We start from the raw sequence: 26,699 nt of genomic DNA on the forward strand, positions 1-26,699 counted from the left end.
GCACTTGATGCCGGCATAGCTCAGTTGGTAGAGCAACTGACTTGTAATCAGTAGGTCCCGAGTTCGACTCTTGGTGCCGGCACCATTCAAGTACTTAACAATTAGGTGGGGTTCCCGAGCGGCCAAAGGGAGCAGACTGTAAATCTGCCGTCATCGACTTCGAAGGTTCGAATCCTTCCCCCACCACCATACAGGCCTTAGCAATGAGGCAACTTAGAGTGACCTGGTCTCTTTAAGAGAAGGTGAGGAATTAAGTGTCTCACGTCCTTTTCCCCGTCTTCGAGTTCTTCAGAAAAATTAGGTAGCCGAGTTCCAGGACGCGGGCATCGTATAATGGCTATTACCTCAGCCTTCCAAGCTGATGATGTGGGTTCGATTCCCACTGCCCGCTCCAAGTATGTGCTGATATAGCTCAGTTGGTAGAGCGCACCCTTGGTAAGGGTGAGGTCGGCAGTTCGAATCTGCCTATCAGCACCACTTCCAAATCCTCCCTCCTGATTTTCTTTCTGTAAACTAATTCGTCAAGCAAATGCTTGGTTGATGTGGTGATACCACCGATTTAACCGTGTCTTAGAGGGACAATCGATGTCTAAAGAAAAATTTGAACGTAACAAACCGCACGTTAACGTTGGTACTATCGGCCACGTCGACCACGGTAAAACTACCCTGACTGCAGCAATCACCACCGTTCTGGCTAAAACCTACGGCGGTTCTGCACGCGCATTCGACCAGATCGATAACGCACCAGAAGAAAAAGCTCGTGGTATCACCATCAACACTTCACACGTTGAATATGACACCCCGACTCGTCACTACGCGCACGTTGACTGCCCAGGGCACGCCGACTACGTGAAAAACATGATCACCGGTGCTGCTCAGATGGACGGCGCTATCCTGGTTGTTGCTGCAACTGATGGCCCTATGCCTCAGACCCGTGAGCACATCCTGCTGGGTCGCCAGGTTGGCGTTCCATTCATGATCGTGTTCATGAACAAATGCGACATGGTTGATGATGAAGAGCTGCTGGAACTGGTAGAAATGGAAGTTCGTGAACTTCTTTCTGCTTACGAATTCCCAGGCGACGACATCCCGGTCATCAAAGGTTCAGCGCTGAAAGCACTGGAAGGCGATGCAACTTGGGAAGCGAAAATCATCGAACTGGCAGAAGCACTGGACAGCTACATTCCACTGCCAGAGCGTGCTATCGATAAGCCATTCCTGCTGCCAATCGAAGACGTATTCTCCATCTCCGGCCGTGGTACAGTTGTTACCGGTCGTGTAGAGCGCGGTATCGTTAAAGTGGGCGAAGAAGTTGAAATCGTGGGTATCAAGGACACTGTTAAGTCTACTTGTACCGGCGTTGAAATGTTCCGCAAACTGCTGGACGAAGGCCGTGCTGGTGAGAACGTTGGTGTTCTGCTGCGTGGTATCAAACGTGAAGACATCGAACGTGGTCAGGTTCTGGCTAAACCAGGTTCAATCAAACCACACACTAAGTTTGATTCCGAAGTGTACATCCTGAGCAAAGAAGAAGGTGGTCGTCATACTCCATTCTTCAAAGGCTACCGTCCACAGTTCTACTTCCGTACAACTGACGTGACCGGTACTATCGAACTGCCAGAAGGCGTTGAGATGGTAATGCCTGGTGACAACGTGAACATGGTTGTTACCCTGATCCACCCAATCGCGATGGATGACGGTCTGCGTTTCGCAATCCGTGAAGGCGGCCGTACTGTAGGCGCTGGTGTTGTTGCTAAAGTTATCGCTTAATTGCCGATAGACTTTTTTGTCACTATACGTTGACGCAATACACACTAAAAGGGCATCATTCGATGCCCTTTTTTCTACGCTGTGGCGCGAGAACCTATCTCATCAGCGATTTATACGTCATAATCATTGGTGAGATAGGCTCTGAGATATAGCGTAAAACACCGAATTGCGCTCAAGTAGAGCATCGATCGGTTTGGTTTGCCTCGCAATGCGAGGCAAAGTTGTTTGTTCTGAATCATTGCGACGGGTTGGTTTATGAGTGCGAATACCGAGGCTCAAGGGAGCGGGCGCGGCCTGGAAGCGGTAAAGTGGCTGGTTGTTGCCGTTTTGTTGGTTGTAGCAATTGTAGGTAACTATTATTACCGTGCATACAGCCTGCCGTTACGCGCGTTAGCTGTAGTTGTTATTATCGCAATTGCAGGCGCAGTGGCATTATTGACCACTAAAGGCAAAGCGACGGTTGCGTTTGCTCGTGAAGCGCGCACCGAAGTACGTAAAGTCATTTGGCCAACGCGCCAGGAAACATTGCATACCACACTGATCGTTGCTGCGGTGACTGCCGTTATGTCTCTGATTCTGTGGGGGCTGGATGGAATTTTAGTCCGCCTGGTATCTTTCATTACTGGTCTGAGGTTCTAAATGTCTGAAGCACCTAAAAAACGTTGGTACGTCGTTCAGGCGTTTTCCGGCTTTGAAGGCCGCGTAGCGCAATCGCTGCGTGAGCACATCAAGTTACATGACATGGAAGAGCTGTTTGGCGAAGTCATGGTTCCAACTGAAGAAGTGGTTGAGATCCGTGGTGGCCAGCGTCGCAAGAGCGAGCGCAAGTTCTTCCCTGGCTATGTGCTGGTTCAGATGGTGATGAATGACGCCAGCTGGCACTTAGTTCGCAGTGTTCCTCGCGTGATGGGCTTCATTGGTGGGACATCTGACCGTCCTGCTCCAATCAGCGATAAAGAAGTTGATGCGATCATGAACCGCCTGCAACAAGTCGGTGATAAACCACGTCCTAAAACATTGTTTGAACCAGGTGAACTGGTACGTGTTAGTGACGGGCCGTTTGCAGACTTTAATGGTGTGGTTGAAGAAGTCGATTACGAAAAAAGCCGCCTGAAAGTGTCTGTTTCCATCTTTGGCCGTGCAACACCGGTTGAACTGGACTTCGGTCAGGTTGAAAAAGGCTAACAACAGCGTTCTATAATCATTAGAACAGATGTTGTACAGGGCGCGAAATTGAACTATAATTTCGCGCCTTTTGTTTTTATGTGCAGCCTCTGCGCGTAAAACTGTAAAGTACTACAAATAACGGGGAGCCTCTTCAAACAGGCGATATCACCCAAACGAGGATATTTACCATGGCCAAGAAAGTACAAGCCTACGTTAAGCTGCAAGTTGCAGCTGGTATGGCAAACCCAAGTCCGCCAGTTGGTCCAGCTCTGGGTCAACAAGGCGTGAACATCATGGAATTCTGTAAGGCGTTCAATGCTAAGACTGATAGCATGGAAAAAGGCCTGCCAATTCCTGTTGTTATTACTGTTTATTCTGACCGTTCTTTCACTTTTGTTACCAAAACCCCTCCTGCAGCAGTACTGCTGAAGAAAGCGGCTGGTATCAAGTCTGGTTCCGGCAAGCCGAACAAAGACAAAGTGGGTAAAGTAACGAGTGCTCAGGTTCGTGAAATCGCAGAAACCAAAGCTGCGGACATGACTGGTTCTGACGTTGAAGCGATGACTCGCTCCATCGAAGGTACTGCTCGTTCCATGGGCCTGGTAGTGGAGGATTAATAGATGGCTAAGCTGACCAAGCGCATGCGCGTGATCCGTGACAAAGTTGATGCTACTAAACAGTATGACATCACCGAAGCCGTTGCTCTGCTCAAAGAGCTGGCCACTGCTAAATTCGTAGAAAGCGTGGACGTTGCCGTTAACCTCGGCATCGACGCACGTAAATCTGATCAAAACGTTCGCGGTGCAACCGTTCTGCCACACGGCACCGGTCGTTCTGTTCGCGTTGCCGTCTTCGCTCAAGGTGCTAACGCTGAAGCTGCTAAAGCTGCAGGCGCTGAACTGGTAGGCATGGAAGATCTGGCTGATCAGATCAAAAAAGGCGAAATGAACTTCGACGTTGTTATCGCATCTCCAGATGCAATGCGCGTTGTTGGCCAATTAGGTCAGGTACTGGGTCCACGCGGCCTGATGCCTAACCCGAAAGTTGGTACTGTAACTCCTAACGTTGCTGAAGCGGTTAAGAACGCTAAAGCAGGTCAGGTTCGTTATCGTAACGACAAAAACGGCATCATCCATACCACTATCGGTAAGGTTGATTTCGAGTCAGACAAGCTGAAAGAAAACCTTGAAGCTCTGCTGATCGCGCTGAAAAAAGCGAAGCCTTCCCAGGCTAAAGGCGTTTTCATCAAGAAAGTAAGCCTGTCCACTACAATGGGCGCAGGTGTTGCTGTTGATCAAAGCGGCCTGAGCGCAGTAGTTAACTAATTAACTACCTGTGTTTATCGCTTTACGCGGGTGGTGGATTTGTATAGAATCTATCGCCCGTTGTTTCGTTAATGCGAAACCAAGAATTTTTCGGTTGGAGCCTGGCCTATCCAGGCCTCCGTCCAAGACCGCAGGTGTCCCGTAAGGGACTTAATCCTTCCTGCGTAGACGGTGACAGAGCCTGAAGAAAGTATTTCTTTTTTATTATTAATTAAGATTTGTCTTTGCTGGATTCTCTGCTCACCGTGTTTGAACGCTTGATATCGATCTCGATAACAAGTGATGTGAGTTCCGGGGATTTTCCCCGGCTAAATCCAGGAGCAAAAAGCTAATGGCATTAAATCTTCAAGACAAACAAGCGATTGTTGCTGAAGTCATCGAAGTAGCCAAAGGCGCGCTGTCTGCGGTTGTTGCGGATTCCCGTGGCGTAACTGTAGATAAAATGACTGAACTGCGTAAAGCAGGTCGTGAAGCTGGCGTTTACATGCGTGTTGTTCGTAACACCTTGATGCGTCGCGTCGTAGAAGGTACTCAGTTTGAGTGCCTGAAAGACACGTTTGTCGGTCCAACCTTGATTGCATTCTCTACTGAACACCCAGGCGCTGCTGCCCGTCTGTTCAAAGATTTCGCTAAAGCGAATGCAAGATTTGAGGTTAAAGCTGCGGCCTTTGAAGGTGAGTTTATCTCTGCGGCTCAAATCGACCGCTTGGCAACTCTGCCTACTTACGAAGAAGCAATCGCACGCCTGATGGCAACCATGAAAGAAGCCTCTGCAGGCAAATTGGTTCGCACTCTGGCTGCTGTACGCGATCAGAAAGAAGCTGCTTAATCAGCCTTTTTTATCTCGTTCATTTGCTTACGTATAAACTATTTCTGAATTCTAGGAACACTTGAAATGTCAATCACTAAAGAACAAATCATTGAAGGCGTTGCAGCTCTGTCTGTAATGGAAATCGTTGAACTGATCTCCGCTATGGAAGAAAAATTCGGCGTTTCTGCTGCTGCTGCTGTTGCAGGTCCTGCTGCTGCTGCTGAAGCTGTTGAAGAAAAAACTGAGTTCGACGTTGTTCTGGCTGCTGTTGGCGCGAACAAAGTTGCAGTTATCAAAGCTGTTCGTACCGCGACTGGCCTGGGTCTGAAAGAAGCAAAAGACCTGGTTGAGTCTGCTCCAGCAGCTCTGAAAGAAGGCATCAGCAAAGACGACGCTGAAGCTCTGAAAAAATCTCTGGAAGAAGCTGGTGCTTCTGTTGAAGTTAAGTAAGTTTAACTTCCCGGAGTGCAGTCTGTCCTAACAGACTGATGGCTGGTGACTTTTTAGTCACCAGCCTTTTTGCGCTATAGAGTGTCAGTGGTGTTTCACACTGTTTGAGCACTGAACTACTCTAATATCTCTTCTTGAGACGCCTTAATATATTGATGCCGCTTGCTATGGCTCATCCATAGATAATGCACAACGAAATGATTTAAGAGTGATAGAAACAGATATTGCGGAAAGCGTTTCTGCTTTCCGATCGACATAAACGGTGTTGCATGAACTGTCCTTCTCAGGGCAGACAAGATTGGGTCACTGATCAGCGAGCTGAGGAACCCTATGGTTTACTCCTATACCGAGAAAAAACGCATTCGTAAGGATTTTGGTAAGCGTCCACAAGTTTTGGACATTCCCTTTCTCCTTTCTATCCAGCTTGACTCGTTCCAGAAGTTTATCGAGCAAGATCCGGAAGGCCAGCACGGTTTGGAAGCTGCATTCCGTTCTGTATTTCCTATCAAAAGCTACAGCGGCAATTCTGAGCTGCAATACGTTAGCTACCGTCTTGGTGAGCCAGTATTCGACGTTAAAGAATGCCAGATCCGTGGTGTAACTTTCTCCGCGCCATTGCGTGTGAAACTGCGTCTGGTTATCTACGAGCGTGAGGCACCAGAAGGTACGGTCAAAGACATCAAGGAACAAGAAGTCTATATGGGCGAAATTCCGCTCATGACCGAAAATGGTACCTTTGTGATTAACGGTACTGAGAGGGTTATCGTATCTCAGCTTCACCGTAGTCCAGGTGTATTCTTCGACAGTGATAAGGGTAAAACCCACTCCTCGGGTAAAGTGCTGTACAACGCACGTATCATCCCTTATCGCGGTTCATGGTTAGATTTCGAGTTTGACCCGAAAGATAACCTGTTTGTACGTATTGACCGTCGCCGTAAATTGCCAGCGACCATCATTCTGCGTGCATTAAGCTATACCACAGAGCAGATCCTTGACCTGTTCTTTGAAAAGGTGACTTACCAGATCCGCGACAACAAGTTGCAGATGGAGCTGGTACCTGAGCGCCTGCGTGGTGAAACAGCCTCGTTTGATATCGAAGCTGACGGCAAAGTCTATATCGAGAAAGGCCGCCGTATCACTGCCCGCCATATTCGTCAGCTTGAAAAAGACGACATTCAGCGCATCGAAGTTCCTGTTGAGTACATCGCAGGGAAAGTAGTTGCTAAAGACTACATCGACACCAATACCGGTGAGCTGATTGTTCCTGCGAATATGGAATTGTCTCTGGATTTACTGGCTAAACTGAGCCAGGCCGGACACAAAACCATTGAAACGTTGTTCACCAACGATCTCGACCATGGCGCGTACATGTCCGAGACAATCCGCGTCGACCCAACCAGCGATCGCCTGAGCGCGCTGGTTGAGATCTATCGCATGATGCGTCCTGGTGAACCACCAACGCGTGAAGCAGCTGAAACTCTGTTCGAGAACCTGTTCTTCTCCGAAGATCGTTACGACCTGTCTGCTGTAGGTCGTATGAAGTTCAACCGTTCTCTGCTGCGTGATGAAATCGAAGGTTCAGGTATCCTGAGCAAAGACGACATCATCCAGGTCATGAGAAAGCTGATCGGCATTCGTAACGGCCAGGGCGAAGTGGATGATATTGACCACTTGGGCAACCGTCGTATTCGTTCTGTCGGCGAAATGGCTGAAAACCAATTCCGTGTAGGTTTGGTTCGTGTTGAGCGTGCTGTTAAAGAGCGTCTGTCTCTTGGTGACCTCGATACCCTGATGCCTCAGGACATGATCAACGCGAAGCCAATTTCGGCTGCGGTGAAAGAGTTCTTCGGTTCAAGCCAGCTGTCACAATTTATGGATCAGAACAACCCGTTGTCTGAGATTACGCACAAACGTCGTATCTCTGCATTGGGCCCGGGCGGTTTGACCCGTGAACGTGCTGGCTTTGAAGTTCGAGACGTACACCCGACGCACTACGGTCGCGTATGTCCAATCGAAACGCCAGAAGGTCCAAACATCGGTCTGATCAACTCCTTGTCTGTGTATGCACAGACCAATGAGTATGGTTTCCTGGAAACCCCTTACCGCCGTGTGCGTGAAGGTATGGTTACCGATGAAATTAACTACCTGTCTGCCATCGAAGAAGGCAACTTTGTTATCGCTCAGGCGAACTCCAACCTGGATGACGAAGGCCACTTCCTGGAAGATTTAGTCACTTGTCGTAGCAAAGGCGAATCAAGCCTGTTTAGCCGCGATCAGGTTGACTACATGGACGTTTCCACCCAGCAGATCGTCTCCGTTGGTGCTTCTCTGATTCCATTCCTGGAACACGATGACGCCAACCGTGCATTGATGGGTGCGAACATGCAACGTCAGGCAGTTCCAACTCTGCGTGCTGATAAGCCGCTGGTGGGTACTGGTATGGAACGTGCTGTTGCGGTTGACTCCGGTGTTACTGCCGTAGCTAAACGCGGTGGTACAGTTCAGTACGTGGATGCATCCCGTATCGTTATTCGTGTAAACGAAGATGAGATGAATCCAGGCGAAGCAGGTATCGACATTTATAACCTGACTAAGTACACCCGTTCTAACCAGAACACCTGCATCAATCAGATGCCGTGTGTGAATCTGGGCGAACCTATCGAGCGCGGCGACGTGCTGGCAGATGGTCCGTCAACAGATCTGGGCGAACTGGCACTGGGTCAGAACATGCGTGTCGCGTTCATGCCTTGGAACGGTTACAACTTCGAAGACTCCATCTTGGTCTCCGAACGTGTAGTGCAGGAAGACCGCTTCACCACTATCCATATCCAGGAACTGGCATGTGTGTCCCGCGACACCAAGTTAGGGCCTGAAGAGATCACTGCTGACATCCCTAACGTGGGTGAAGCTGCACTCTCTAAACTGGATGAATCCGGTATCGTTTATATCGGTGCTGAAGTGACCGGTGGTGACATTCTGGTTGGTAAGGTGACGCCTAAAGGTGAAACCCAGCTGACGCCAGAAGAGAAACTGCTGCGTGCGATCTTCGGTGAGAAAGCGTCTGACGTTAAAGACTCTTCTCTGCGTGTACCAAACGGCGTTTCCGGTACGATTATTGACGTTCAGGTCTTCACCCGCGATGGCGTGGAAAAAGACAAACGTGCGTTAGAAATCGAAGAAATGCAGCTGAAACAGGCTAAGAAAGACCTGACTGAAGAGCTGCAAATTCTGGAAGCCGGTCTGTTTGCACGTATCCAGTCTGCGCTGGTTGCTGGCGGTGTTGAAGCTGACAAGCTGGGCAAATTGCCTCGCGATCGTTGGTTAGAACTGTCACTGACTGACGAAGACAAACAGAATCAGTTGGAACAGCTTGCTGAACAGTACGACGAACTGAAATCCGAGTTTGAGAAAAAACTCGAAGCTAAGCGTCGTAAGATCACTCAGGGCGATGACCTGGCACCAGGTGTGCTGAAAATCGTTAAAGTGTATCTGGCCGTTAAACGTCAGATCCAACCTGGTGACAAAATGGCAGGCCGCCACGGTAACAAAGGTGTTATCTCCAAGATCAACCCGATCGAAGATATGCCTTACGATGAAAACGGAACTCCTGTTGATATCGTACTGAACCCGTTGGGCGTTCCATCACGTATGAACATTGGTCAGATTTTAGAAACCCACCTGGGTATGGCCGCGAAAGGTATTGGTGAAAAAATCAATGCCATGCTGAAGAAACATGAAGAAGTTTCTAAGCTGCGCGAGTTCATCCAGCGTGCCTATGATCTGGGCGACGACGTACGTCAGAAAGTGGATCTGACCACCTTTACCGATGACGAAGTATTGCGTCTGGCTGAGAACCTGAAAAAAGGTATGCCAATCGCAACACCAGTCTTCGACGGTGCGAAAGAGACAGAGATCAAGCAATTGCTTGAAATGGGCGGAATCCCAACCTCTGGCCAGATCACACTGTTTGACGGCCGTACCGGCGAGCAATTCGAGCGCCAGGTTACCGTCGGCTACATGTACATGCTGAAACTGAACCACCTGGTTGACGATAAAATGCACGCGCGTTCTACCGGTTCTTACAGCCTCGTCACTCAGCAGCCGCTGGGTGGTAAAGCTCAGTTCGGTGGTCAGCGCTTCGGTGAGATGGAAGTATGGGCACTGGAAGCATACGGTGCCGCGTATACCCTGCAGGAAATGCTGACTGTTAAGTCCGATGACGTGAACGGCCGTACCAAGATGTATAAAAACATCGTGGATGGCGATCACCGGATGGAACCAGGCATGCCGGAATCCTTCAACGTATTGTTGAAAGAAATCCGCTCTCTGGGTATCAACATCGAGCTGGAAGACGAGTAAGTACTCGAATTCGCATTGATCACAGGGGCACCTGCCTGTTTAGCAATAGACAGCAGGTGCCTAACAGGTCTAACCCGACGGGAGCCAATCCGTGAAAGACTTACTAAAGTTTCTGAAAGCGCAAACTAAGACCGAAGAGTTTGATGCGATCAAAATTGCTCTGGCATCGCCAGACATGATCCGTTCTTGGTCTTTTGGTGAAGTTAAGAAGCCAGAAACCATTAACTACCGTACGTTCAAACCAGAACGTGACGGCCTTTTCTGTGCCCGTATCTTCGGACCAGTAAAAGACTACGAATGCCTGTGCGGTAAGTACAAGCGTTTAAAACATCGCGGCGTGATCTGCGAGAAGTGCGGCGTTGAAGTGACCCAGACTAAAGTACGCCGTGAGCGTATGGGCCACATCGAACTGGCTTCCCCGACTGCACACATCTGGTTCCTGAAATCGCTGCCATCGCGCATCGGTTTGCTGTTGGATATGCCACTGCGTGACATCGAACGTGTTCTGTACTTCGAATCCTATGTGGTTATCGAAGGCGGCATGACTAACCTCGAAAAACGCCAGATCCTGACTGAAGAGCAGTATCTGGATGCGTTGGAAGAGTTTGGTGATGAGTTCGACGCGAAGATGGGTGCGGAAGCTATTCAGGCCCTGTTGAAAAACATGGATCTGGAAGCAGAGTGCGAGCAACTGCGTGAAGAGTTGAACGAAACTAACTCCGAAACCAAACGTAAAAAGCTGACTAAGCGTATCAAGCTGCTGGAAGCGTTCGTTCAGTCTGGTAACAAACCAGAGTGGATGATCCTGACCGTGCTGCCGGTACTGCCGCCAGACTTGCGTCCATTGGTTCCGTTGGACGGCGGCCGTTTCGCTACGTCGGATCTGAACGATCTGTATCGTCGCGTTATCAACCGTAATAACCGTCTGAAACGCCTGCTGGATCTGGCTGCGCCAGACATCATCGTACGTAACGAAAAACGTATGCTGCAAGAAGCGGTAGATGCTTTGCTGGATAACGGCCGTCGCGGTCGTGCAATCACCGGCTCTAACAAGCGTCCGCTGAAATCTCTGGCAGACATGATTAAAGGTAAACAGGGTCGTTTCCGTCAGAACTTGCTGGGTAAACGTGTCGACTACTCTGGTCGTTCCGTTATCACCGTAGGTCCATACCTGCGTCTGCACCAGTGTGGTCTGCCGAAGAAAATGGCACTGGAACTGTTCAAACCGTTCATTTACGGCAAGCTGGAACTGCGTGGCCTGGCCACCACCATCAAAGCCGCGAAGAAAATGGTTGAGCGCGAAGAAGCTGTCGTTTGGGATATCCTGGACGAAGTTATCCGCGAACACCCGGTACTGCTGAACCGTGCACCAACCCTGCACCGTTTGGGTATCCAGGCGTTTGAACCGGTTCTGATCGAAGGTAAAGCAATTCAGCTGCACCCGCTGGTTTGTGCGGCATATAACGCCGACTTCGATGGTGACCAGATGGCTGTTCACGTACCGTTGACGCTGGAAGCTCAGCTGGAAGCGCGTGCGTTGATGATGTCTACCAACAACATCCTGTCACCTGCGAACGGCGAGCCAATCATCGTTCCTTCTCAGGACGTTGTATTGGGTCTGTACTACATGACCCGTGACTGTGTTAACGCCAAAGGCGAAGGCATGGTTCTGACCGGTCCTAAAGAAGCTGAGCGTATTTACCGCGCCGGTTTGGCCTCTCTGCATGCGCGTGTCAAAGTGCGTATCACTGAAGAGATCAAAAATACCGAAGGCGAAGTTACGCACAAGACGTCGATTATCGACACGACTGTAGGTCGCGCCATCCTTTGGATGATCGTACCTAAAGGTCTGCCGTTCTCCATCGTCAACCAGCCTCTGGGCAAAAAAGCTATCTCCAAAATGCTGAACACCTGTTACCGCATTTTGGGCCTGAAGCCGACCGTTATTTTTGCTGACCAGATCATGTACACCGGTTTTGCTTACGCTGCCCGTTCAGGCGCGTCAGTCGGTATCGATGACATGGTAATCCCTGCGAAGAAAGCAGAGATCATCGAAGAAGCAGAAACCGAAGTTGCTGAAATCCAGGAACAGTTCCAGTCTGGTCTGGTAACTGCTGGCGAACGCTATAACAAAGTGATCGACATCTGGGCTGCGGCCAACGAACGTGTTGCTAAGGCAATGATGGAAAACTTGTCTGTTGAAGACGTCGTCAACCGTGACGGTGTTGTTGAACAGCAGGTTTCCTTCAACAGTATCTTTATGATGGCCGACTCCGGTGCGCGTGGTTCTGCTGCACAGATTCGTCAGCTGGCCGGTATGCGTGGCCTGATGGCGAAACCAGATGGTTCCATCATTGAAACGCCAATCACCGCGAACTTCCGTGAAGGTCTGAACGTACTCCAGTACTTCATCTCTACTCACGGTGCGCGTAAAGGCTTGGCGGATACCGCACTGAAAACGGCTAACTCCGGTTATCTGACCCGTCGTCTGGTTGACGTGGCGCAGGATCTGGTTGTGACCGAAGACGACTGTGGAACTCACGAAGGCATCATGATGACTCCGGTCATCGAAGGTGGCGACGTTAAAGAACCACTGCGTGAACGTGTACTGGGTCGTGTGACTGCAGAAGATATCCTCAAGCCGGGTACGGCGGATATCCTGGTTCCACGTAACACCCTGCTTCACGAGAAGACGTGTGATCTGTTAGAAGAGAACTCCGTCGACAGCGTGAAAGTACGTTCAGTCGTAAGTTGCGAAACTGACTTTGGTGTGTGTGCAAACTGCTACGGTCGCGACCTGGCACGTGGTCACATCATCAACAAAGGTGAAGCGATCGGTGTTATTGCAGCACAGTCCATCGGTGAGCCGGGTACCCAGCTGACGATGCGTACGTTCCACATCGGTGGTGCGGCATCTCGTGCGGCAGCAGAATCCAGCATTCAGGTTAAGAACACCGGTACCATTAAACTGAGCAACCACAAGCACGTTAGCAACTCTAACGGCAAACTGGTTATCACTTCCCGTAACACTGAGCTGAAATTGATCGACGAATTCGGTCGTACCAAAGAAAGCTATAAAGTGCCTTACGGTTCCGTGATGGGCAAAGGTGATGGCGCATCTGTTAACGGCGGCGAAACCGTTGCTAACTGGGATCCGCACACCATGCCAGTTATCAGTGAAGTGAGTGGTTTCATTCGCTTTGCCGATATGGTTGATACTCAGACCATTACACGTCAGACAGATGACCTGACCGGTTTGTCTTCTCTGGTAGTTCTGGATTCTGCAGAGCGTACCGGTAGCGGTAAAGACCTGCGTCCGGCACTGAAAATCGTTGATGCTAAAGGCGACGACGTATTGATCCCAGGTACAGATATGCCTGCTCAATACTTCCTGCCAGGTAAAGCGATTGTTCAGCTGGAAGATGGTACGCAGATCCACTCTGGTGACACCCTGGCGCGTATTCCTCAGGAATCCGGCGGTACCAAGGACATCACCGGTGGTCTGCCACGCGTTGCTGACCTGTTCGAAGCACGTCGTCCGAAAGAGCCTGCAATCCTTGCTGAAATCAGCGGGATCATCTCCTTCGGTAAAGAAACCAAAGGCAAACGTCGTCTGGTAATTTCTCCGTTGGATGGCAGCGATGCTTACGAAGAAATGATCCCGAAATGGCGCCAGCTGAACGTGTTCGAAGGCGAAATTGTGGAACGTGGTGACGTCGTATCCGATGGCCCTGAGTCTCCGCACGACATTCTGCGTCTTCGTGGTGTTCACGCGGTTACCCGCTACATCACCAACGAAGTGCAGGAAGTTTACCGTCTGCAAGGCGTTAAGATTAACGATAAACACATCGAAGTTATCGTTCGTCAGATGTTGCGTAAAGGCACCATCGTTAGCGCTGGTGGCACAGACTTCCTGGAAGGCGAGCAGGCAGAAATGTCTCGCGTTAAAATCGCTAACCGTAAGCTGGAAGCTGAAGGCAAAATCACGGCAACATTCAGCCGTGACCTGCTCGGTATCACCAAAGCATCTTTGGCGACCGAATCCTTCATCTCCGCTGCGTCGTTCCAGGAAACCACGCGCGTTCTTACCGAAGCGGCAGTTGCCGGTAAGCGTGATGAACTGCGTGGCCTGAAAGAGAACGTTATCGTGGGTCGTCTGATCCCAGCCGGTACCGGTTACTCTTACCATCAGGAACGTGCTCGTCGTAAAGCACAGGGTGAAGTGCCAGTTGTACCGCAGGTAAGCGCGGATGAAGCAACGGCTAACCTGGCTGAACTTCTGAACGCAGGTTTCGGTAACAGCAACGACGAGTAATCGTCTTCTGTCGAAACGCATAAAGCCGCTCCTTAGGGAGCGGTTTTTTTTTGCCTGAAATCAGTGAAGATGATGTTGAGGGAGTCAAAGAGGTGCCGGAACAGGGTACTGGACAGATACTCTGTTCCGGCTGTTTTGGAAGCAGCGCCGGGATGAATGGCGCCGGCCGGTTGCGAATGTGCAGCGGCAAACGCACAGTAATACTCCCGCCAGAGATGCGCGAGAGGCAAAAACGGTTTATGGAATTCGCATTCCTGAGAGATTACCGGTTTGCTTTCTACCGACATTTTCCTGCGAGGCGCGCCCCAAAAAACTGTCCCAGTCTTTCCACACCGGCTGAAGCCCTGCCAGAGTTAATGCGGCAGCCACACTTTGCGGCGAGCGATTGTCATGAGGCGCGAATTGTTCCAGTTCAGGATGATCGTCAGCATACCCGCCTGGCTGAGTTTTCGATCCGGCGCTGACGGTGTTGATCGCCAGTGGAATGACGTGATCGCGAAAGTAGGGCGATTCACGTGTCGACAAGGAAAGCTCGACGTCGGGAGCAAGCATCCTGAATGCGCAAATCAGTTGTACCAGTTGACTTTCTTCCAGCAGCGAGGCCGGTTCGATTCCGCCGGTACATGGGCGCAATCTCGGAAACGCCACCGAATAGCGGCTTTGCCAGTAAGTTTGTTGCAGATACAACAAATGCTCCGCCACCATATAACTGTCTGTCCGCCAGTTTCCTGAAAGCCCGAACAGCGCGCCCAGCCCGATTTTATCGATTCCCGCCTGACCGAGCCGGTCCGGTGTTTCGAGCCGCCAGAAGAAATCCTGCTTCTGCCCGCGCAGATGATGCAAGGCATACGTTGGCGCGTGATAGGTTTCCTGATAAACCAGCACGCCGTCCAGCCCCAGCGTTTTCAGCTCGGCATATTCCTCCTGTTGCAGCGGCTGAACCTCGATCATCAGCGAATCAAAATGACTTCTGATCGTGGGGAAATGACGGCGAAAATAGTCCATGCCGACTTTCCCTTTATGTTCGCCAGTGACCAGCAACAGATGTTTGAAGCCCAGCGCGTTCAGCGCTTCACATTCCCGCCTGATTTCATCTTCATCCAGGGTTTTGCGTTTGATTTTATTGCTCATCGAAAAGCCGCAATACGTACATTCGTTGGCGCAAAGATTGGATAAATAGAGCGGTGCGAAGAAATTCACCGTATTGCCGAACCGCTGGCGCGTGAGCTGTTGCGCGCGTTGCGCCATAGGTTCGAGATAAGGCAGCGCTGCCGGAGAAATCAGCGCCATAAAATCTTCCCGGTCGATCTTATTCCGGCTGAGCGCCCGTTCGACATCACGGGAGGTTTTACTGTTGATACGCAGGGAAAGGTCATCCCAGTCGAGCGTTGACCAGACATCCGTAAAGTTGCTCATGACGCCGCCTGCGCGGTTGTGAGGAAGCCGGTCAGCGGGCTGGATGCGCTGGCGTGTCGCTGTCTGCCACCTAAACCGCTTTGTCTGGCGATCACGCCTGCCTCAACCGCCAGCCGGAAGGCTTTTGCCATCGCGACCGGATCGCCAGCGACGGCAATCGCGGTATTGACCAGTACCGCATCAGCCCCGATTTCCAGCGCTTCGGCGGCCTGGCTCGGCGCCCCAATTCCTGCATCGACGACCACCGGAACCCGCGACTGCTCAATGATAATGTGCAGAAACTCGCGGGTTTGCAGCCCCTGATTGGAACCGATCGGCGCGCCGAGTGGCATAACGGCGGCGCAACCCGCTTCCTCCAGACGCTTGCACAGCACCGGGTCCGCGCTGCAATACGGCAATACCACGAATCCCTGTTTCACCAACGTCTCTGCGGCTTTCAGCGTTTCAACGGCATCGGGCAGCAGATATTTTACATCGGGATGAATTTCCAGTTTTATCCAGTTCGTCCCCAGGGCTTCTCTTGCCAGTTGCGCGGCAAATATGGCTTCCTCTGCCGTTTTGGCCCCGGAAGTATTGGGCAGCAAACGGACACCAAGCTGTTGCAGCGGCGCAAGGATGTCATCTCCGCCACGGCGAAGGTCCACGCGTTTCATCGCCATCGTCACCAGCTGAGAACCGGACGCTGCCAGTGCCTGTTGCATCAGCGTGGCGCTGGCAAATTTTCCTGTTCCCGTGAACAGGTGCGAGGTGAAGGTGGTATCAGCAATTTTTAACATGTCATCCTCCGGCAATGGCCTGAAAGAGCAATATTTCATCGCCGTCTTCCAGTAAGTGAGACGACCAGCTTTCCCGCGGAACAATGACCTGATTAACCGCCAGCGCGCAGCCGGCCGGATTTAACGTCAGTTCACTGAGCAGGGTGAGCAGGGTAAGCGGCTGACTGAACGGGTGTGATTCATCATTGACGAAAATGTTCACGCGTTGCCTCCGCAGACGGCACAGCCGGATGACCGTGTAAGTTGCAGCGAACGCCAGTTTTGCGTTTTACCGTCGAACAGCCGCAGCTTCCCGTTCAATGTGCTGGGCAACCCCGCCAGTATTTTCAGAGCTTCCAGCGCCTGTAACGTGCCGATGGTGCCAACGACCGGGCCAAGCACGCCGGAAGTGCGGCAGTTACGCTGCACGGTTTCCCGATCCGGATAGAGACAGGCATAACAGCCATGCGCGTAGGGTGTCTGAATGACCAGTAACTGCCCGCTGAATCCGACGGCACTGCCGCTGATTAACGTTTTGCCGGTATCCACGCAGGCTTTGTTGACCGCATGTCGGGTTTCCATGTTGTCGCTGCAATCCAAAACGACATCGGCACCCGCTACGGCCTGCTGCAATGCCTCCCCGGTCAGCCTTTGAGTGAGAGCAATGATTTCACATAACGGATTAAGGCGTAGCAATTCGCGCTTTGCCACTGTGGCTTTGGGCTGATCCAGATCTGCCGTACGGTAAAGAATTTGTCTTTGCAGATTAGTGAGATGGACCTGATCGTCATCGGCCAGAAACAGCGTGCCCACGCCCGCCGCCGCCAGATACAAGGCGGCGGGAGAGCCCAAACCGCCAAGCCCGACAATCAGCACTTTAGCGGCCTGCAATTTTTCCTGCGCCTGCGGGCCGAATTCCTCCAGCATCAGCTGGCGGCTGTAGCGCATAAAGGCCGCATCGTTAAGCATCTTCCGGCACCTTGCTGGCGCATAAGGCCAGCAGTTCGGCGGTGGCGGCTCGCCAGTCTGACGCCTGGGTAATCGCGCTGACCACTGCGATGCTGCCGACACCGCAATCGAGAACCGACGGCGCGCGTTCAATGCTGATACCGCCGATGGCTACCGTCGGAAAACTGCCGTCGAGTTGCTTAATGTGTCGGGTCAGTTCTGCCAGACCCTGCGGGGCAGACGGCATATCTTTGGTTTGTGTCGGGAAGATATGCCCGAGAGCGATGTAAGAAGGGTTGACCGCCACGGCACGCGCCAGTTCTGCGTCGTCATGCGTCGAAACGCCCAGGCGCAGACCGGCCTGATAAATGGCCTGCAAATCGGCAGTGTCCAGATCCTCCTGCCCGAGATGCACGCCGTATGCCTGATGTTTTACTGCCAGTCGCCAGTAATCATTGATGAATAACCGCGCCTGATATTTTTTCCCCAGCGCGATGGCCTCGATAACCGCCGGTTCAACTTCCTCATCGGGTAAGTCTTTCACCCGCAGTTGCAGCGTTTTAACGCCCGCCTCCAGCAGGCGGGCAATCCATTCCACGGTATCCACGACCGGGTATAAACCGAGATGGAAGGGAACGGCTGGAAAAGACTGAGCGGACGGATTCATTTGTTGATCTCCGTGGCAGGGTGGTAAAGCTCACTGCCTCGTGAACGGAATTCAGCAGACATCTGTGCCATTCCTGATTCCACGATCTCAACCGGCTGCGCCTGAGCTTCCAGTGCGGCGGCGTAATCGCGCACTTCCTGCGTGATTTTCATGGAGCAGAATTTCGGGCCGCACATTGAGCAGAAGTGTGCGACTTTGCCGGATTCCTGCGGCAATGTTTCATCGTGATAGGCACGCGCCGTTGCCGGATCGAGCGCGAGGTTAAACTGATCTTCCCAGCGGAATTCGAACCGCGCCTTCGACATGGCATTATCACGAATTTGCGCGCCCGGATGACCTTTAGCTAAATCGGCGGCGTGCGCTGCGATTTTGTAGGTAATCAGACCCTGCTTAACGTCTTCTTTGTTCGGCAGACCGAGATGTTCTTTCGGCGTGACATAACACAGCATGGCGCAGCCGAACCAGCCAATCATTGCCGCACCAATCCCGGAGGTGAAATGGTCATAACCCGGTGCGATATCGGTGGTCAGAGGCCCAAGCGTATAGAAAGGTGCTTCGTGGCAGTGCTCAAGTTCTTCGGTCATATTGCGGCGGATCATCTGCATGGGGACATGCCCCGGCCCTTCGATCATCACCTGCACGTCATATTCCCAGGCAATTTTGGTCAGCTCGCCCAGCGTGCGTAATTCAGCGAATTGCGCTTCGTCATTCGCATCCTGAATTGAACCCGGACGCAGGCCATCGCCCAAGGAAAGAGAAACATCATAGGCTGCGCAGATTTCGCAGATTTCGCGGAAATGTTCAAACAGGAAACTTTCGCGATGATGGGAAAGGCACCATTTCGCCATAATCGAACCGCCGCGCGACACAATACCTGTCAGCCGTTTGGCGGTCATCGGCACATAACGCAGTAATACGCCTGCATGGATAGTGAAGTAATCGACGCCTTGTTCGGCCTGCTCCAGGAGCGTATCGCGGAACATTTCCCAGTTGAGGTCTTCGGCAACGCCGTTCACTTTCTCCAGCGCCTGATAAATCGGCACTGTACCAATGGGCACCGGGCTGTTACGCAGGATCCACTCACGGGTTTCGTGGATGTAGCGACCGGTGGAGAGATCCATCACCGTGTCTGCGCCCCAGCGTGTCGACCACACCAGCTTCTCGACTTCTTCTTCGATAGATGACGTCACTGCGGAGTTGCCGATATTGGCGTTAACCTTCACCAGGAAGTTTCGGCCAATGATCATTGGCTCTGATTCGGGATGATTGATATTGGCGGGAATAATCGCGCGACCGGCGGCGACTTCCTGACGTACAAACTCCGGCGTGATATTGGCAGGAAGATGCGCACCGAAACTTTCACCCGGATGTTGCTGCCGCAATACTTCGCCGCGGATCCGCTCGCGGCCCATATTTTCGCGAAGAGCGATGAATTCCATTTCAGGGGTAATGATGCCTTTTCGCGCGTAATGCAGCTGCGTAACATTTTTACCGGACATGGCTTTTCGCGGGCGCGGCAGAAGTTCGAAGCGCAGGTGATCCAATCCGTCATCGGCCAGACGTTGCTGGGTAAAGCCGGAGCTGACCTGCGGAAGTTCTTCGGTATCAGCCCGGTCGGCGATCCAGCTGGCGCGGCATTTTGCCAGCCCGGCATGAACGTCGATGGACGCTTCCGGGTCGCCATAAGGCCCGGCCGTTTCATACACCGGGATGGCTTCGTTCTCTTCGTATTTTGGATTGTCTTTGCCGCCGCCTGTCAGCGTCGGACTGAGCTGTATTTCACGCATCGGCACGCGGAGATCTGCGCGAGAGCCTTGCAGATAAATACGTCGGGAATTAGGAAAGGCTTCGCCCTGCAGGCTGTCGATAAACGACTGAGCCTGCGCACGTTGTTCACGGCGACCAGAGGGTTTCTTTTCAGAAATAACGGGTTTTTGGGTACTCGACATAGCAAATTCCTCGCAAAAAAACGTGATGGAAAATTGCTTGTCTGGAGGTTTACGGCAGGAGTAAAAATGGGCGGTTTAGCGCAGGCGACCTGATACAGGCTGATGCCAAATCGCGCAAAACGCATAACATTACTCTTGTTCCCTTCGCGGGTACTAACCCGATCAGGTTCCGCGGATCCCGAATTAACGGTCTCAGCCTGGCGTAATCTCCGTGAGGAAAATTATGCGCTAGGCACTCCGACAAGAAGCCTCAATATAGGAGGCCGATGATAAAACTACAACCCTTCGCAGGGTCTAAACTTCAAACGGCTTAAGCCGGTCTGGCGAGATGATCGTCGTTGGCAGGCGGTAAAGGTGTGCCATCGACCGGATCAAATGCCAGGATAATTAATTGATCTTCAAGCTGAAAACGCGCATCCAACGCTTCACCAATATCGGATAATGCATAATGGAAGGCGAAAGCATTGTCATCATCAATATCATTTTCTGTGTAACTGTCATGGAAAGCCATGATAGTTTCAGTGTTCAGCTCCAGCGCAGGGTATATTTTGGCAGCTTGTGATTTAACTGAGCTGCCTGCGCTGGCGACTTCATCGATTATCCGCTGATAAAGATGGAAATGGCCGGCAGAGAGATAGTCCACCAGGTTATGACAAAAGTTATCCAGCGCTTTTTCATTCAGTGGGGTATGTTTTTCTTTATTGGGTTTCAGACCGACCAGTGTGCAGTATGCAACCAGCAGTTCTTTGCGCGCGTGCAGCCATTGGTCTACTAACTCATTACTGCCACCAACGCGTTGGGTCAGTCTTTCCAGACGATTTAGCATGGTTGACTCCGTGAGCGATAAAAAAGTAACCAAAATGTGAAGGTTACTAATGTTAAATTTCTGTCTCAGATTGTCAGTCTCGTCGAGGTTATGCAACAACAATTATGGAATTACAGATCACAGAGCAACATAACGGCTGGTGGGTCATCAGCCATGAAGGCAAGCTATGGCTGCCTGAAGGTGAACTGCCGTTTGGCAGTGCAACGCAATTCTCTCTGACCGGCAAAACGGCACGTCAGATTGGCGAGTGGCAGGGCGAGCCGGTCTGGCTGGTGCGTCAGGCGATGCACAACCACATGGTGTCGGCCCGCCAGTTGCTCGATCAGGATCGAGGATTATTCCAGCTGGTCGGGCGCGGTGTGCAACTGGCTGAATTTTATCGATCTCATAAATTCTGCGGTTACTGCGGCCACGAAATGCAGGTCAGTAAAACCGAGTGGGCTGCGCTCTGTAGCCACTGTCGTGAACGCTATTATCCGCAAATTGCGCCGTGCATTATCGTGGCTATCCGCCGGGGTGATGAAATTCTGCTGGCGCAGCATGTCCGCCACCGTAACGGAATTCACACGGTGCTGGCCGGTTTTGTTGAAGTCGGCGAAACGCTGGAAGAAACCGTGGCGCGCGAAGTCATGGAAGAGAGTCACGTTCGCGTGAAAAACGTGCGCTACGTCAGCTCGCAGCCATGGCCTTTCCCGAATTCGCTGATGATGGCTTTTATGGCTGACTATGACAGCGGTGATATTCAGCACGATCCGAAAGAGCTGCTGAATGCGGGCTGGTATCGTTATGACGCCCTGCCGTTATTGCCGCCGCCGGGCACCATCGCGCGTCGACTGATCGAAGACACTGTGGCGCTATGCCGCGCCGCGAGCGATGAAGACGACGTGTAGCGTAAGTGTTGCGTGTTAGAATGCCGCCAGATGAATGCCGTGCCGCCCGAATACTGAAGGAAAGAACCAGAATGAATGAGTTGAAAAATGACCGTTACCTGCGCGCCCTGTTACGTCAACCGGTGGACATCACGCCGGTATGGATGATGCGTCAGGCAGGCCGCTATTTGCCAGAATATAAAGAAACCCGTGCCGTGGCCGGTGATTTTATGTCGCTGTGCAAGAATGCGGAGCTGGCTTGTGAAGTGACCTTGCAGCCGCTGCGCCGCTATCCGCTGGATGCGGCCATTCTGTTCTCCGACATCCTGACCATTCCTGATGCGATGGGGTTAGGGTTGTATTTCGAAGCCGGTGAAGGCCCGCGTTTTTCTTCTCCGCTGACCAACCGTGCCGATGTCGAAAAGCTGCCGGTCCCCGATCCTGAAATGGAACTGGGCTACGTGATGAACGCCGTGCGCACCATCCGTAAAAACCTTAAAGGTGAAGTCCCGCTTATCGGTTTCTCCGGCAGTCCGTGGACGCTGGCGACATATATGGTTGAAGGTGGCAGCAGCAAAGCTTTCACTAAAATCAAAAAGATGATGTATGCCGATCCGGCGACCATGCATTTGCTGCTGGATAAAGTTGCCGACAGCGTCATCCTTTACCTCAACGCCCAGATTAAAGCGGGCGCGCAGTCGGTGATGATCTTTGACACCTGGGGCGGTGTGCTGACGCCACGCGATTACCGTGAATTCTCCCTTAACTATATGCATAAAATCGTTGATGGTTTGATCCGTGAAAACGAAGGTCGTCGCGTGCCCGTGACGCTGTTCACCAAAGGCGGCGGTCAGTGGCTGGAAGCGATGGCCGCAACAGGTTGTGATGCGCTGGGTCTGGACTGGACAACGGATATTGCCGATGCACGCCGCCGTGTGGGCGATAAAGTGGCGATTCAGGGCAATATGGATCCTTCCATGCTGTATGCCTCACCAGTGCGCATCGAGCAGGAAGTGGAGACTATTCTGGCAGGCTTCGGCAAAGGTAATGGTCACGTGTTTAATCTGGGTCACGGCATCCATCAGGATGTGCCGCCGGAAAATGCCGGCGCTTTCGTGGAAGCGGTACACAGCTTGTCCCGTCAGTATCACGAGTAAGATCCCGGATGATCGATACCCGCGCATTACGTGAAGAGCAACGGATCCTCGCAGATCAGATCGAACTGCAGGATCCTCCTGGTTTCACCACACCGGCGCTGATCGCCGGTGTAGACGTCGGCTTCGAACAGGGCGGTGAAGTCACCCGCGCTGCGGTGGCGGTTCTGAGTTACCCAACGCTTGAGCTGGTGGAATATCAGATTGCCCGCATCCCGACGGTCATGCCGTATATCCCTGGTTTCCTCTCCTTCCGTGAACTTCCCGCATTACTCCAGGCCTGGCAGCAAATCAGCTCACGCCCCGATTTGGTGATGGTGGATGGTCAGGGGATCGCACATCCTCGCCGTCTGGGCGTGGCCAGTCATTTTGGCCTGATGATCGACGTGCCGACGATTGGTGTCGCGAAAAGCCGGTTATGCGGTAAGTCTCTGCCCCTCGGTGAGGCATTGCACAGCCATCAGGCGTTGTACGACGGGGATGAACAGATTGGCTGGGTCTGGCGCAGTAAGCTACGCTGTAATCCATTGTTCATCTCTCCGGGTCATCGCATCAGCATGGAATCGGCGCGTTATTGGGTCGAGCATTGCATGCGGCAATATCGTTTGCCGGAGCCTACGCGTTGGGCGGATGCCGTGGCGTCAAATCGTGCAGCGTTTCAACGCTGGCAACGGTTGAGTGATGATCTTTAGGAATCAAGGAATAGGGATATTGATTAATTTCAGGTAAACTCCCGCGCAGAAAAGTTAACGAGATCAACTCATGTTACGTAATCCAATTCATTTACGTCTCGAAAAGCTGGAAAGCTGGCAACACGTGACGTTTATGGCGAGCTTGTGTGAGCGCATGTACCCGAACTATCAGGCATTTTGCCTGGAAACCGGGTTTGGTGAGCCGCAGGTTTACCGCCGCATCCTGGATTTAATCTGGGAAACGCTGGTGGTGAAAGACGCCAAGGTCAATTTTGACTCACAGCTCGAAAAACTGGAGGAGGCCGTGCCTTCTTCCGACGATTACGACATCTATGGGGTGTATCCGGCCATTGATGCGTGTATCGCTCTGGGCGAGTTAATTCATTCGCGTCTGAGTGGCGAAACGCTGTCTCACGCGGTTGCCGTCAGTGAGACGTCAATTCGTACTGTCGCGATGCTGGAAATGACTCAGGCCGGTAAAGAAATGACCGATGAAGAGCTTAAAGTCATTCCTGCTGTTGAAGAAGAATGGGACATCCAATGGGAGATTTTTCGCCTGTTGGCTGACTGTGAGGAGCGTGACCTGGAATTAATAAAAGGGTTACGTTCTGACCTGCGTGAAGCCGCTGTCAGTAACATTGGCATAAATTTAGCGCAATAAGGCAAGAAAACGTGATTTAACGCCTGATTTGTCGTGCCTTAAGGCTTCACATCCGCACCCTGTCTGGTCTACATTTGGGGTGCGTAAAAAAAGTGGCTATCGGTGCGTGTATGCAGGAGGGTGCTGTCAATCGGCATATCCGTCGCACTCGATGCTTTGCAAACGATAAACACACTGTAAAGGATAACTTATGAACAAGACTCAACTGATTGATGTAATTGCGGACAAAGCTGATCTTTCCAAAGCACAGGCCAAAGTTGCTCTTGAATCTACTCTGTCTGCTATTACCGAGTCTCTGAAAGAAGGTGATGCTGTACAATTGGTTGGTTTCGGGACTTTCAAGGTAAATCATCGTAACGAGCGTACTGGTCGTAACCCACAGACTGGTAAAGAAATCAAAATCGCAGCTGCCAACGTGCCTGCGTTCGTTTCTGGTAAAGCTCTGAAAGACGCTGTTAAGTAATTGCTTGCAGTGAAAAGAATAAGCGGAGGGGCTCTGAAGCCCCTTCAGTTTATCACCCCCAGGCTGGTAGCAGGTTTACTGGTTCTTAGTCTGGTGGGTTGCAGTTCAAAAGACACGACCCCGCAGTTCTTCGCCAGTGGCTATGTTGCCGATCAGGGTATTAACCGTGTATGGCGCGAAAACAATGCCCAGAACCAGCCCCAAACCATTCTCAATGTCTACAGCCCCTATTTTGGCGGCGATACGATCATCACACGGTATGAATTTCAGGAGGGGCAAGTTCACCTTGTGAAAGAAACGCATGCGACCAAAACTGATTTGGGCGTGATGCTTCGTTTCGATGAGGGCGGCAATGTCAGCTTTATGCAGCGTCAACTTCCTGAGCGACGTGAAAAATTATCCTCAGATGACATCGAACGCTATAAATACGAAGCGGCTAAAATTCTCGATGTGAGTAGCGCACTGCAGGCCGGGAATGTCCGGCTGGTGCAGGCCCGCTGGCGTCAGGGTGTAATAACCACCTGCGCGGGCGAGAAGGTGACACCGACACTGACGGTTCGCTCGCAGGTCTGGCTGGCAAAACGTGCCAGTCGCAGTAACGATCAACTCGGGTTAGCCTGGCTGACTGCGCCGGAAGGAAATGAATTGCTGTTAGTGGCCAATGAAGATTTCTGCAGCTGGGAGCCGAAAGAGTCTGATCTCTGATTTCCCTGGCAATAAAAGAGAAGGCACGCCGAAGCGTGCCTTTTTTGATCATCTTGCTGCGACAGAGGTTTACTGATTACGCTCGCGGTCAATCGCGCGATAACCAATATCTTTACGGCAGAAGCTGCCTTCCCATTGGATACCTTTCGCTAGGTCATACGCACGCTGCTGAGCGGCTTCCACGGTTTTACCCAAAGCCGTGACACACAGCACGCGGCCACCGCTGGTCACTACGCGCTCATCCTGCAACCGGGTTCCCGCATGGAAGACTTTGCCGTCCGGCACTTCTTCCAGTGGCAGACCGTGGATCACTTCGCCATTCTGATAGTCACCCGGATAACCGCCGGCGGCCAGTACAACCCCGAGAGAAGGACGCGGGTCCCACTCGGAGGTTTTATCGCCCAGACGACCTTCTGCACCCGCCAGACAAAGATCCACCAGATCCGAGCGCAGACGTAACATGATCGGTTGTGTTTCCGGATCGCCGAAACGGCAGTTGAATTCGATCACTTTCGGCTGGCCGTCAGCGGAGATCATCAGACCTGCATACAGAAAACCGGTGTACGTGTTGTTTTCCGCCGCCATACCGCGAACCGTTGGCCAGATCACCTGATCCATGACACGCTGATGGATTTCGTCCGTCACGACGGGCGCCGGAGAATAGGCCCCCATTCCGCCGGTGTTCGGGCCGCTGTCGCCATCACCCACGCGTTTGTGATCCTGACTGGTAGCCATCGGCAATACATTGGAACCGTCGACCATGACGATGAAACTGGCCTCTTCGCCGTCGAGGAATTCCTCAATAACGATGCGATGGCCTGCATCACCGAAAGCATTTCCTGCCAGCATGTCGTGAACGGCGTCTTCGGCTTCTTTCAGTGTCATTGCCACAATGACACCTTTACCTGCGGCCAGACCGTCGGCTTTGATAACAATCGGCGCGCCTTTGCTGCGCAGGTAAGCCAGCGCAGGTTCGATGTCGGTGAAGTTCTGATAATCAGCGCTTGGAATGTTGTGGCGAGCCAGGAAATCTTTGGTGAAAGCTTTAGAGCCTTCAAGCTGCGCAGCTTCCTGCGTCGGGCCAAAGATTTTCAGACCCGCGGCGCGGAAAGCATCCACGACACCGATGACCAGCGGCGCTTCAGGGCCGACAATGGTCAGGCCGACATCATTGCTTTGAGCGAAGGCCAGTAATCCTGCGATATCCGTAGCGGCAATATCAACATTTTCCAGCAACGGTTCCAGTGCGGTACCGGCGTTACCAGGTGCCACAAAGACTTTATCAGCCAGAGGTGACTGCGATGCCTTCCATGCCAGTGCATGTTCACGCCCGCCGTTACCGATAATTAAAATATTCATTCGAAGACTCCGGATGAGCGGGCGCATCGCACCCGCTA

General features: G+C 52.1%; 23 protein-coding genes, 4 tRNA genes and 1 riboswitch. Of the genes, 19 read left to right on the forward strand and 8 right to left on the reverse strand.

Translation table 11 applies throughout. The annotated features are described in order from the left end of the window. The first annotated feature begins 9 nt into the window (after positions 1-9). The 13 genes from ABSH60_RS11025 (at position 10) to rpoC (ending at position 14,197) form a co-directional block, all read left to right on the forward strand. Positions 10-85, forward strand: a tRNA-Thr gene (locus tag ABSH60_RS11025). Positions 86-104: 19 nt separating this feature from the next. Beyond that, positions 105-189 (forward strand) — tRNA-Tyr (locus ABSH60_RS11030). A gap of 130 nt (positions 190-319) precedes the next feature. Next, a tRNA-Gly gene (locus tag ABSH60_RS11035) sits at positions 320-394 on the forward strand. A 7-nt stretch (positions 395-401) separates the two neighbouring features. Continuing rightward, positions 402-477, forward strand: a tRNA-Thr gene (locus tag ABSH60_RS11040). A gap of 108 nt (positions 478-585) precedes the next feature. After that, complete coding sequence (gene tuf, locus ABSH60_RS11045; RefSeq protein WP_122097336.1) at positions 586-1,770, forward strand: elongation factor Tu; 1,185 nt, start codon at positions 586-588, stop codon at positions 1,768-1,770. Between the two features lie 255 nt (positions 1,771-2,025). Beyond that, on the forward strand, positions 2,026-2,409 hold the full coding sequence (secE, locus tag ABSH60_RS11050; RefSeq protein ID WP_034794996.1) for a preprotein translocase subunit SecE: 384 nt from the start codon (positions 2,026-2,028) through the stop codon (positions 2,407-2,409). Continuing rightward, positions 2,410-2,955: a transcription termination/antitermination protein NusG gene (nusG, locus tag ABSH60_RS11055; RefSeq protein ID WP_056777953.1), complete on the forward strand. Its 546-nt coding sequence runs from the start codon at positions 2,410-2,412 to the stop codon at positions 2,953-2,955. A gap of 170 nt (positions 2,956-3,125) precedes the next feature. After that, positions 3,126-3,554, forward strand: coding sequence for a 50S ribosomal protein L11 (gene rplK, locus ABSH60_RS11060; protein ID WP_013577413.1), 429 nt, complete (start codon positions 3,126-3,128; stop codon positions 3,552-3,554). A 3-nt stretch (positions 3,555-3,557) separates the two neighbouring features. Further along, positions 3,558-4,262 carry a 50S ribosomal protein L1 gene (rplA, locus tag ABSH60_RS11065; protein WP_122097337.1) on the forward strand — a complete coding sequence of 235 codons (705 nt, stop codon included), beginning with the start codon at positions 3,558-3,560 and terminating at the stop codon, positions 4,260-4,262. Between the two features lie 331 nt (positions 4,263-4,593). Beyond that, a complete protein-coding gene (gene rplJ, locus ABSH60_RS11070; protein WP_390973940.1) occupies positions 4,594-5,091 on the forward strand; it encodes a 50S ribosomal protein L10 in 498 nt (165 codons plus the stop codon). A 66-nt stretch (positions 5,092-5,157) separates the two neighbouring features. Next, positions 5,158-5,523 carry a 50S ribosomal protein L7/L12 gene (gene rplL, locus ABSH60_RS11075; RefSeq protein ID WP_013577410.1) on the forward strand — a complete coding sequence of 122 codons (366 nt, stop codon included), beginning with the start codon at positions 5,158-5,160 and terminating at the stop codon, positions 5,521-5,523. A gap of 330 nt (positions 5,524-5,853) precedes the next feature. Beyond that, the gene (rpoB, locus tag ABSH60_RS11080) at positions 5,854-9,882 is read left to right on the forward strand and encodes a DNA-directed RNA polymerase subunit beta (RefSeq protein ID WP_056777959.1); all 4,029 of its coding nucleotides are present in this window, start codon (positions 5,854-5,856) and stop codon (positions 9,880-9,882) included. Between the two features lie 91 nt (positions 9,883-9,973). Further along, positions 9,974-14,197: a DNA-directed RNA polymerase subunit beta' gene (rpoC, locus tag ABSH60_RS11085; protein ID WP_056777962.1), complete on the forward strand. Its 4,224-nt coding sequence runs from the start codon at positions 9,974-9,976 to the stop codon at positions 14,195-14,197. Positions 14,198-14,434: 237 nt separating this feature from the next. Here rpoC and thiH read toward each other — a convergent pair whose 3' ends face one another. The 7 genes from thiH to ABSH60_RS11120 all read right to left on the reverse strand — a co-directional run bounded on the left by thiH (position 14,435) and on the right by ABSH60_RS11120 (position 20,758). After that, the gene (gene thiH / locus ABSH60_RS11090) at positions 14,435-15,613 is read right to left on the reverse strand and encodes a 2-iminoacetate synthase ThiH (protein WP_390973943.1); all 1,179 of its coding nucleotides are present in this window, start codon (positions 15,611-15,613) and stop codon (positions 14,435-14,437) included. Further along, positions 15,610-16,389: a thiazole synthase gene (locus ABSH60_RS11095; protein ID WP_390973945.1), complete on the reverse strand. Its 780-nt coding sequence runs from the start codon at positions 16,387-16,389 to the stop codon at positions 15,610-15,612. Before ABSH60_RS11095 ends, thiH begins: the two co-directional genes overlap by 4 nt. 1 nt (position 16,390) lies before the next feature. Next, complete coding sequence (thiS, locus tag ABSH60_RS11100; protein WP_390973947.1) at positions 16,391-16,591, reverse strand: sulfur carrier protein ThiS; 201 nt, start codon at positions 16,589-16,591, stop codon at positions 16,391-16,393. Then, complete coding sequence (locus tag ABSH60_RS11105) at positions 16,588-17,337, reverse strand: molybdopterin-synthase adenylyltransferase MoeB (RefSeq protein WP_390973949.1); 750 nt, start codon at positions 17,335-17,337, stop codon at positions 16,588-16,590. Before ABSH60_RS11105 ends, thiS begins: the two co-directional genes overlap by 4 nt. Continuing rightward, the gene (gene thiE, locus ABSH60_RS11110; RefSeq protein WP_390973951.1) at positions 17,330-17,983 is read right to left on the reverse strand and encodes a thiamine phosphate synthase; all 654 of its coding nucleotides are present in this window, start codon (positions 17,981-17,983) and stop codon (positions 17,330-17,332) included. Before thiE ends, ABSH60_RS11105 begins: the two co-directional genes overlap by 8 nt. Then, on the reverse strand, positions 17,980-19,932 hold the full coding sequence (thiC, locus tag ABSH60_RS11115) for a phosphomethylpyrimidine synthase ThiC (protein ID WP_390973953.1): 1,953 nt from the start codon (positions 19,930-19,932) through the stop codon (positions 17,980-17,982). The genes thiE and thiC overlap by 4 nt, the downstream gene beginning before the upstream one ends. Before the next feature lie 122 nt (positions 19,933-20,054). Further along, positions 20,055-20,182: riboswitch (TPP riboswitch) on the reverse strand. Between the two features lie 60 nt (positions 20,183-20,242). Continuing rightward, on the reverse strand, positions 20,243-20,758 hold the full coding sequence (locus tag ABSH60_RS11120) for an Rsd/AlgQ family anti-sigma factor (RefSeq protein WP_056777988.1): 516 nt from the start codon (positions 20,756-20,758) through the stop codon (positions 20,243-20,245). Positions 20,759-20,862: 104 nt separating this feature from the next. On the opposite strand from ABSH60_RS11120, the gene nudC reads away from it, so the two are divergent. The 6 genes from nudC (at position 20,863) to ABSH60_RS11150 (ending at position 25,302) form a co-directional block, all read left to right on the forward strand. Continuing rightward, the gene (gene nudC, locus ABSH60_RS11125; protein WP_056777993.1) at positions 20,863-21,648 is read left to right on the forward strand and encodes an NAD(+) diphosphatase; all 786 of its coding nucleotides are present in this window, start codon (positions 20,863-20,865) and stop codon (positions 21,646-21,648) included. A 71-nt stretch (positions 21,649-21,719) separates the two neighbouring features. Further along, a complete protein-coding gene (gene hemE / locus ABSH60_RS11130; protein WP_122096977.1) occupies positions 21,720-22,784 on the forward strand; it encodes a uroporphyrinogen decarboxylase in 1,065 nt (354 codons plus the stop codon). A gap of 8 nt (positions 22,785-22,792) precedes the next feature. Next, positions 22,793-23,473 carry a deoxyribonuclease V gene (gene nfi / locus ABSH60_RS11135; protein ID WP_056777999.1) on the forward strand — a complete coding sequence of 227 codons (681 nt, stop codon included), beginning with the start codon at positions 22,793-22,795 and terminating at the stop codon, positions 23,471-23,473. 70 nt (positions 23,474-23,543) lie between these two features. After that, positions 23,544-24,134, forward strand: coding sequence for a YjaG family protein (locus ABSH60_RS11140; RefSeq protein ID WP_056778003.1), 591 nt, complete (start codon positions 23,544-23,546; stop codon positions 24,132-24,134). Between the two features lie 190 nt (positions 24,135-24,324). Then, on the forward strand, positions 24,325-24,597 hold the full coding sequence (gene hupA, locus ABSH60_RS11145; RefSeq protein ID WP_013577396.1) for a nucleoid-associated protein HU-alpha: 273 nt from the start codon (positions 24,325-24,327) through the stop codon (positions 24,595-24,597). An 18-nt stretch (positions 24,598-24,615) separates the two neighbouring features. Further along, a complete protein-coding gene (locus ABSH60_RS11150) occupies positions 24,616-25,302 on the forward strand; it encodes a DUF1481 domain-containing protein (protein ID WP_390975741.1) in 687 nt (228 codons plus the stop codon). Between the two features lie 69 nt (positions 25,303-25,371). Here ABSH60_RS11150 and purD read toward each other — a convergent pair whose 3' ends face one another. Next, positions 25,372-26,661, reverse strand: a complete 1,290-nt coding sequence (purD, locus tag ABSH60_RS11155; RefSeq protein WP_390973957.1) for a phosphoribosylamine--glycine ligase — start codon at positions 26,659-26,661, stop codon at positions 25,372-25,374. Positions 26,662-26,699: the final 38 nt, after the last annotated feature.

Origin of the sequence: Rahnella sp. R3(2024), assembly GCF_042920125.1 — a bacterium.
Lineage (GTDB): Bacteria > Pseudomonadota > Gammaproteobacteria > Enterobacterales > Enterobacteriaceae > Rahnella > Rahnella rivi.

Bases quoted from the DNA above. Each gene is read 5' to 3' on its own strand.
- tuf (WP_122097336.1), top strand. From the start codon at position 586: ATGTCTAAAGAAAAATTTGAACGTAACAAACCGCACGTTAACGTTGGT.
- secE (WP_034794996.1), top strand. From the start codon at position 2,026: ATGAGTGCGAATACCGAGGCTCAAGGGAGCGGGCGCGGCCTGGAAGCG.
- nusG (WP_056777953.1), top strand. From the start codon at position 2,410: ATGTCTGAAGCACCTAAAAAACGTTGGTACGTCGTTCAGGCGTTTTCC.
- rplK (WP_013577413.1), top strand. From the start codon at position 3,126: ATGGCCAAGAAAGTACAAGCCTACGTTAAGCTGCAAGTTGCAGCTGGT.
- rplA (WP_122097337.1), top strand. From the start codon at position 3,558: ATGGCTAAGCTGACCAAGCGCATGCGCGTGATCCGTGACAAAGTTGAT.
- rplJ (WP_390973940.1), top strand. From the start codon at position 4,594: ATGGCATTAAATCTTCAAGACAAACAAGCGATTGTTGCTGAAGTCATC.
- rplL (WP_013577410.1), top strand. From the start codon at position 5,158: ATGTCAATCACTAAAGAACAAATCATTGAAGGCGTTGCAGCTCTGTCT.
- rpoB (WP_056777959.1), top strand. From the start codon at position 5,854: ATGGTTTACTCCTATACCGAGAAAAAACGCATTCGTAAGGATTTTGGT.
- thiH (WP_390973943.1), bottom strand. From the start codon at position 15,613: ATGAGCAACTTTACGGATGTCTGGTCAACGCTCGACTGGGATGACCTT.
- ABSH60_RS11095 (WP_390973945.1), bottom strand. From the start codon at position 16,389: ATGTTAAAAATTGCTGATACCACCTTCACCTCGCACCTGTTCACGGGA.
- ABSH60_RS11105 (WP_390973949.1), bottom strand. From the start codon at position 17,337: ATGCTTAACGATGCGGCCTTTATGCGCTACAGCCGCCAGCTGATGCTG.
- thiE (WP_390973951.1), bottom strand. From the start codon at position 17,983: ATGAATCCGTCCGCTCAGTCTTTTCCAGCCGTTCCCTTCCATCTCGGT.
- thiC (WP_390973953.1), bottom strand. From the start codon at position 19,932: ATGTCGAGTACCCAAAAACCCGTTATTTCTGAAAAGAAACCCTCTGGT.
- ABSH60_RS11120 (WP_056777988.1), bottom strand. From the start codon at position 20,758: ATGCTAAATCGTCTGGAAAGACTGACCCAACGCGTTGGTGGCAGTAAT.
- nudC (WP_056777993.1), top strand. From the start codon at position 20,863: ATGGAATTACAGATCACAGAGCAACATAACGGCTGGTGGGTCATCAGC.
- hemE (WP_122096977.1), top strand. From the start codon at position 21,720: ATGAATGAGTTGAAAAATGACCGTTACCTGCGCGCCCTGTTACGTCAA.
- nfi (WP_056777999.1), top strand. From the start codon at position 22,793: ATGATCGATACCCGCGCATTACGTGAAGAGCAACGGATCCTCGCAGAT.
- ABSH60_RS11140 (WP_056778003.1), top strand. From the start codon at position 23,544: ATGTTACGTAATCCAATTCATTTACGTCTCGAAAAGCTGGAAAGCTGG.
- hupA (WP_013577396.1), top strand. From the start codon at position 24,325: ATGAACAAGACTCAACTGATTGATGTAATTGCGGACAAAGCTGATCTT.
- purD (WP_390973957.1), bottom strand. From the start codon at position 26,661: ATGAATATTTTAATTATCGGTAACGGCGGGCGTGAACATGCACTGGCA.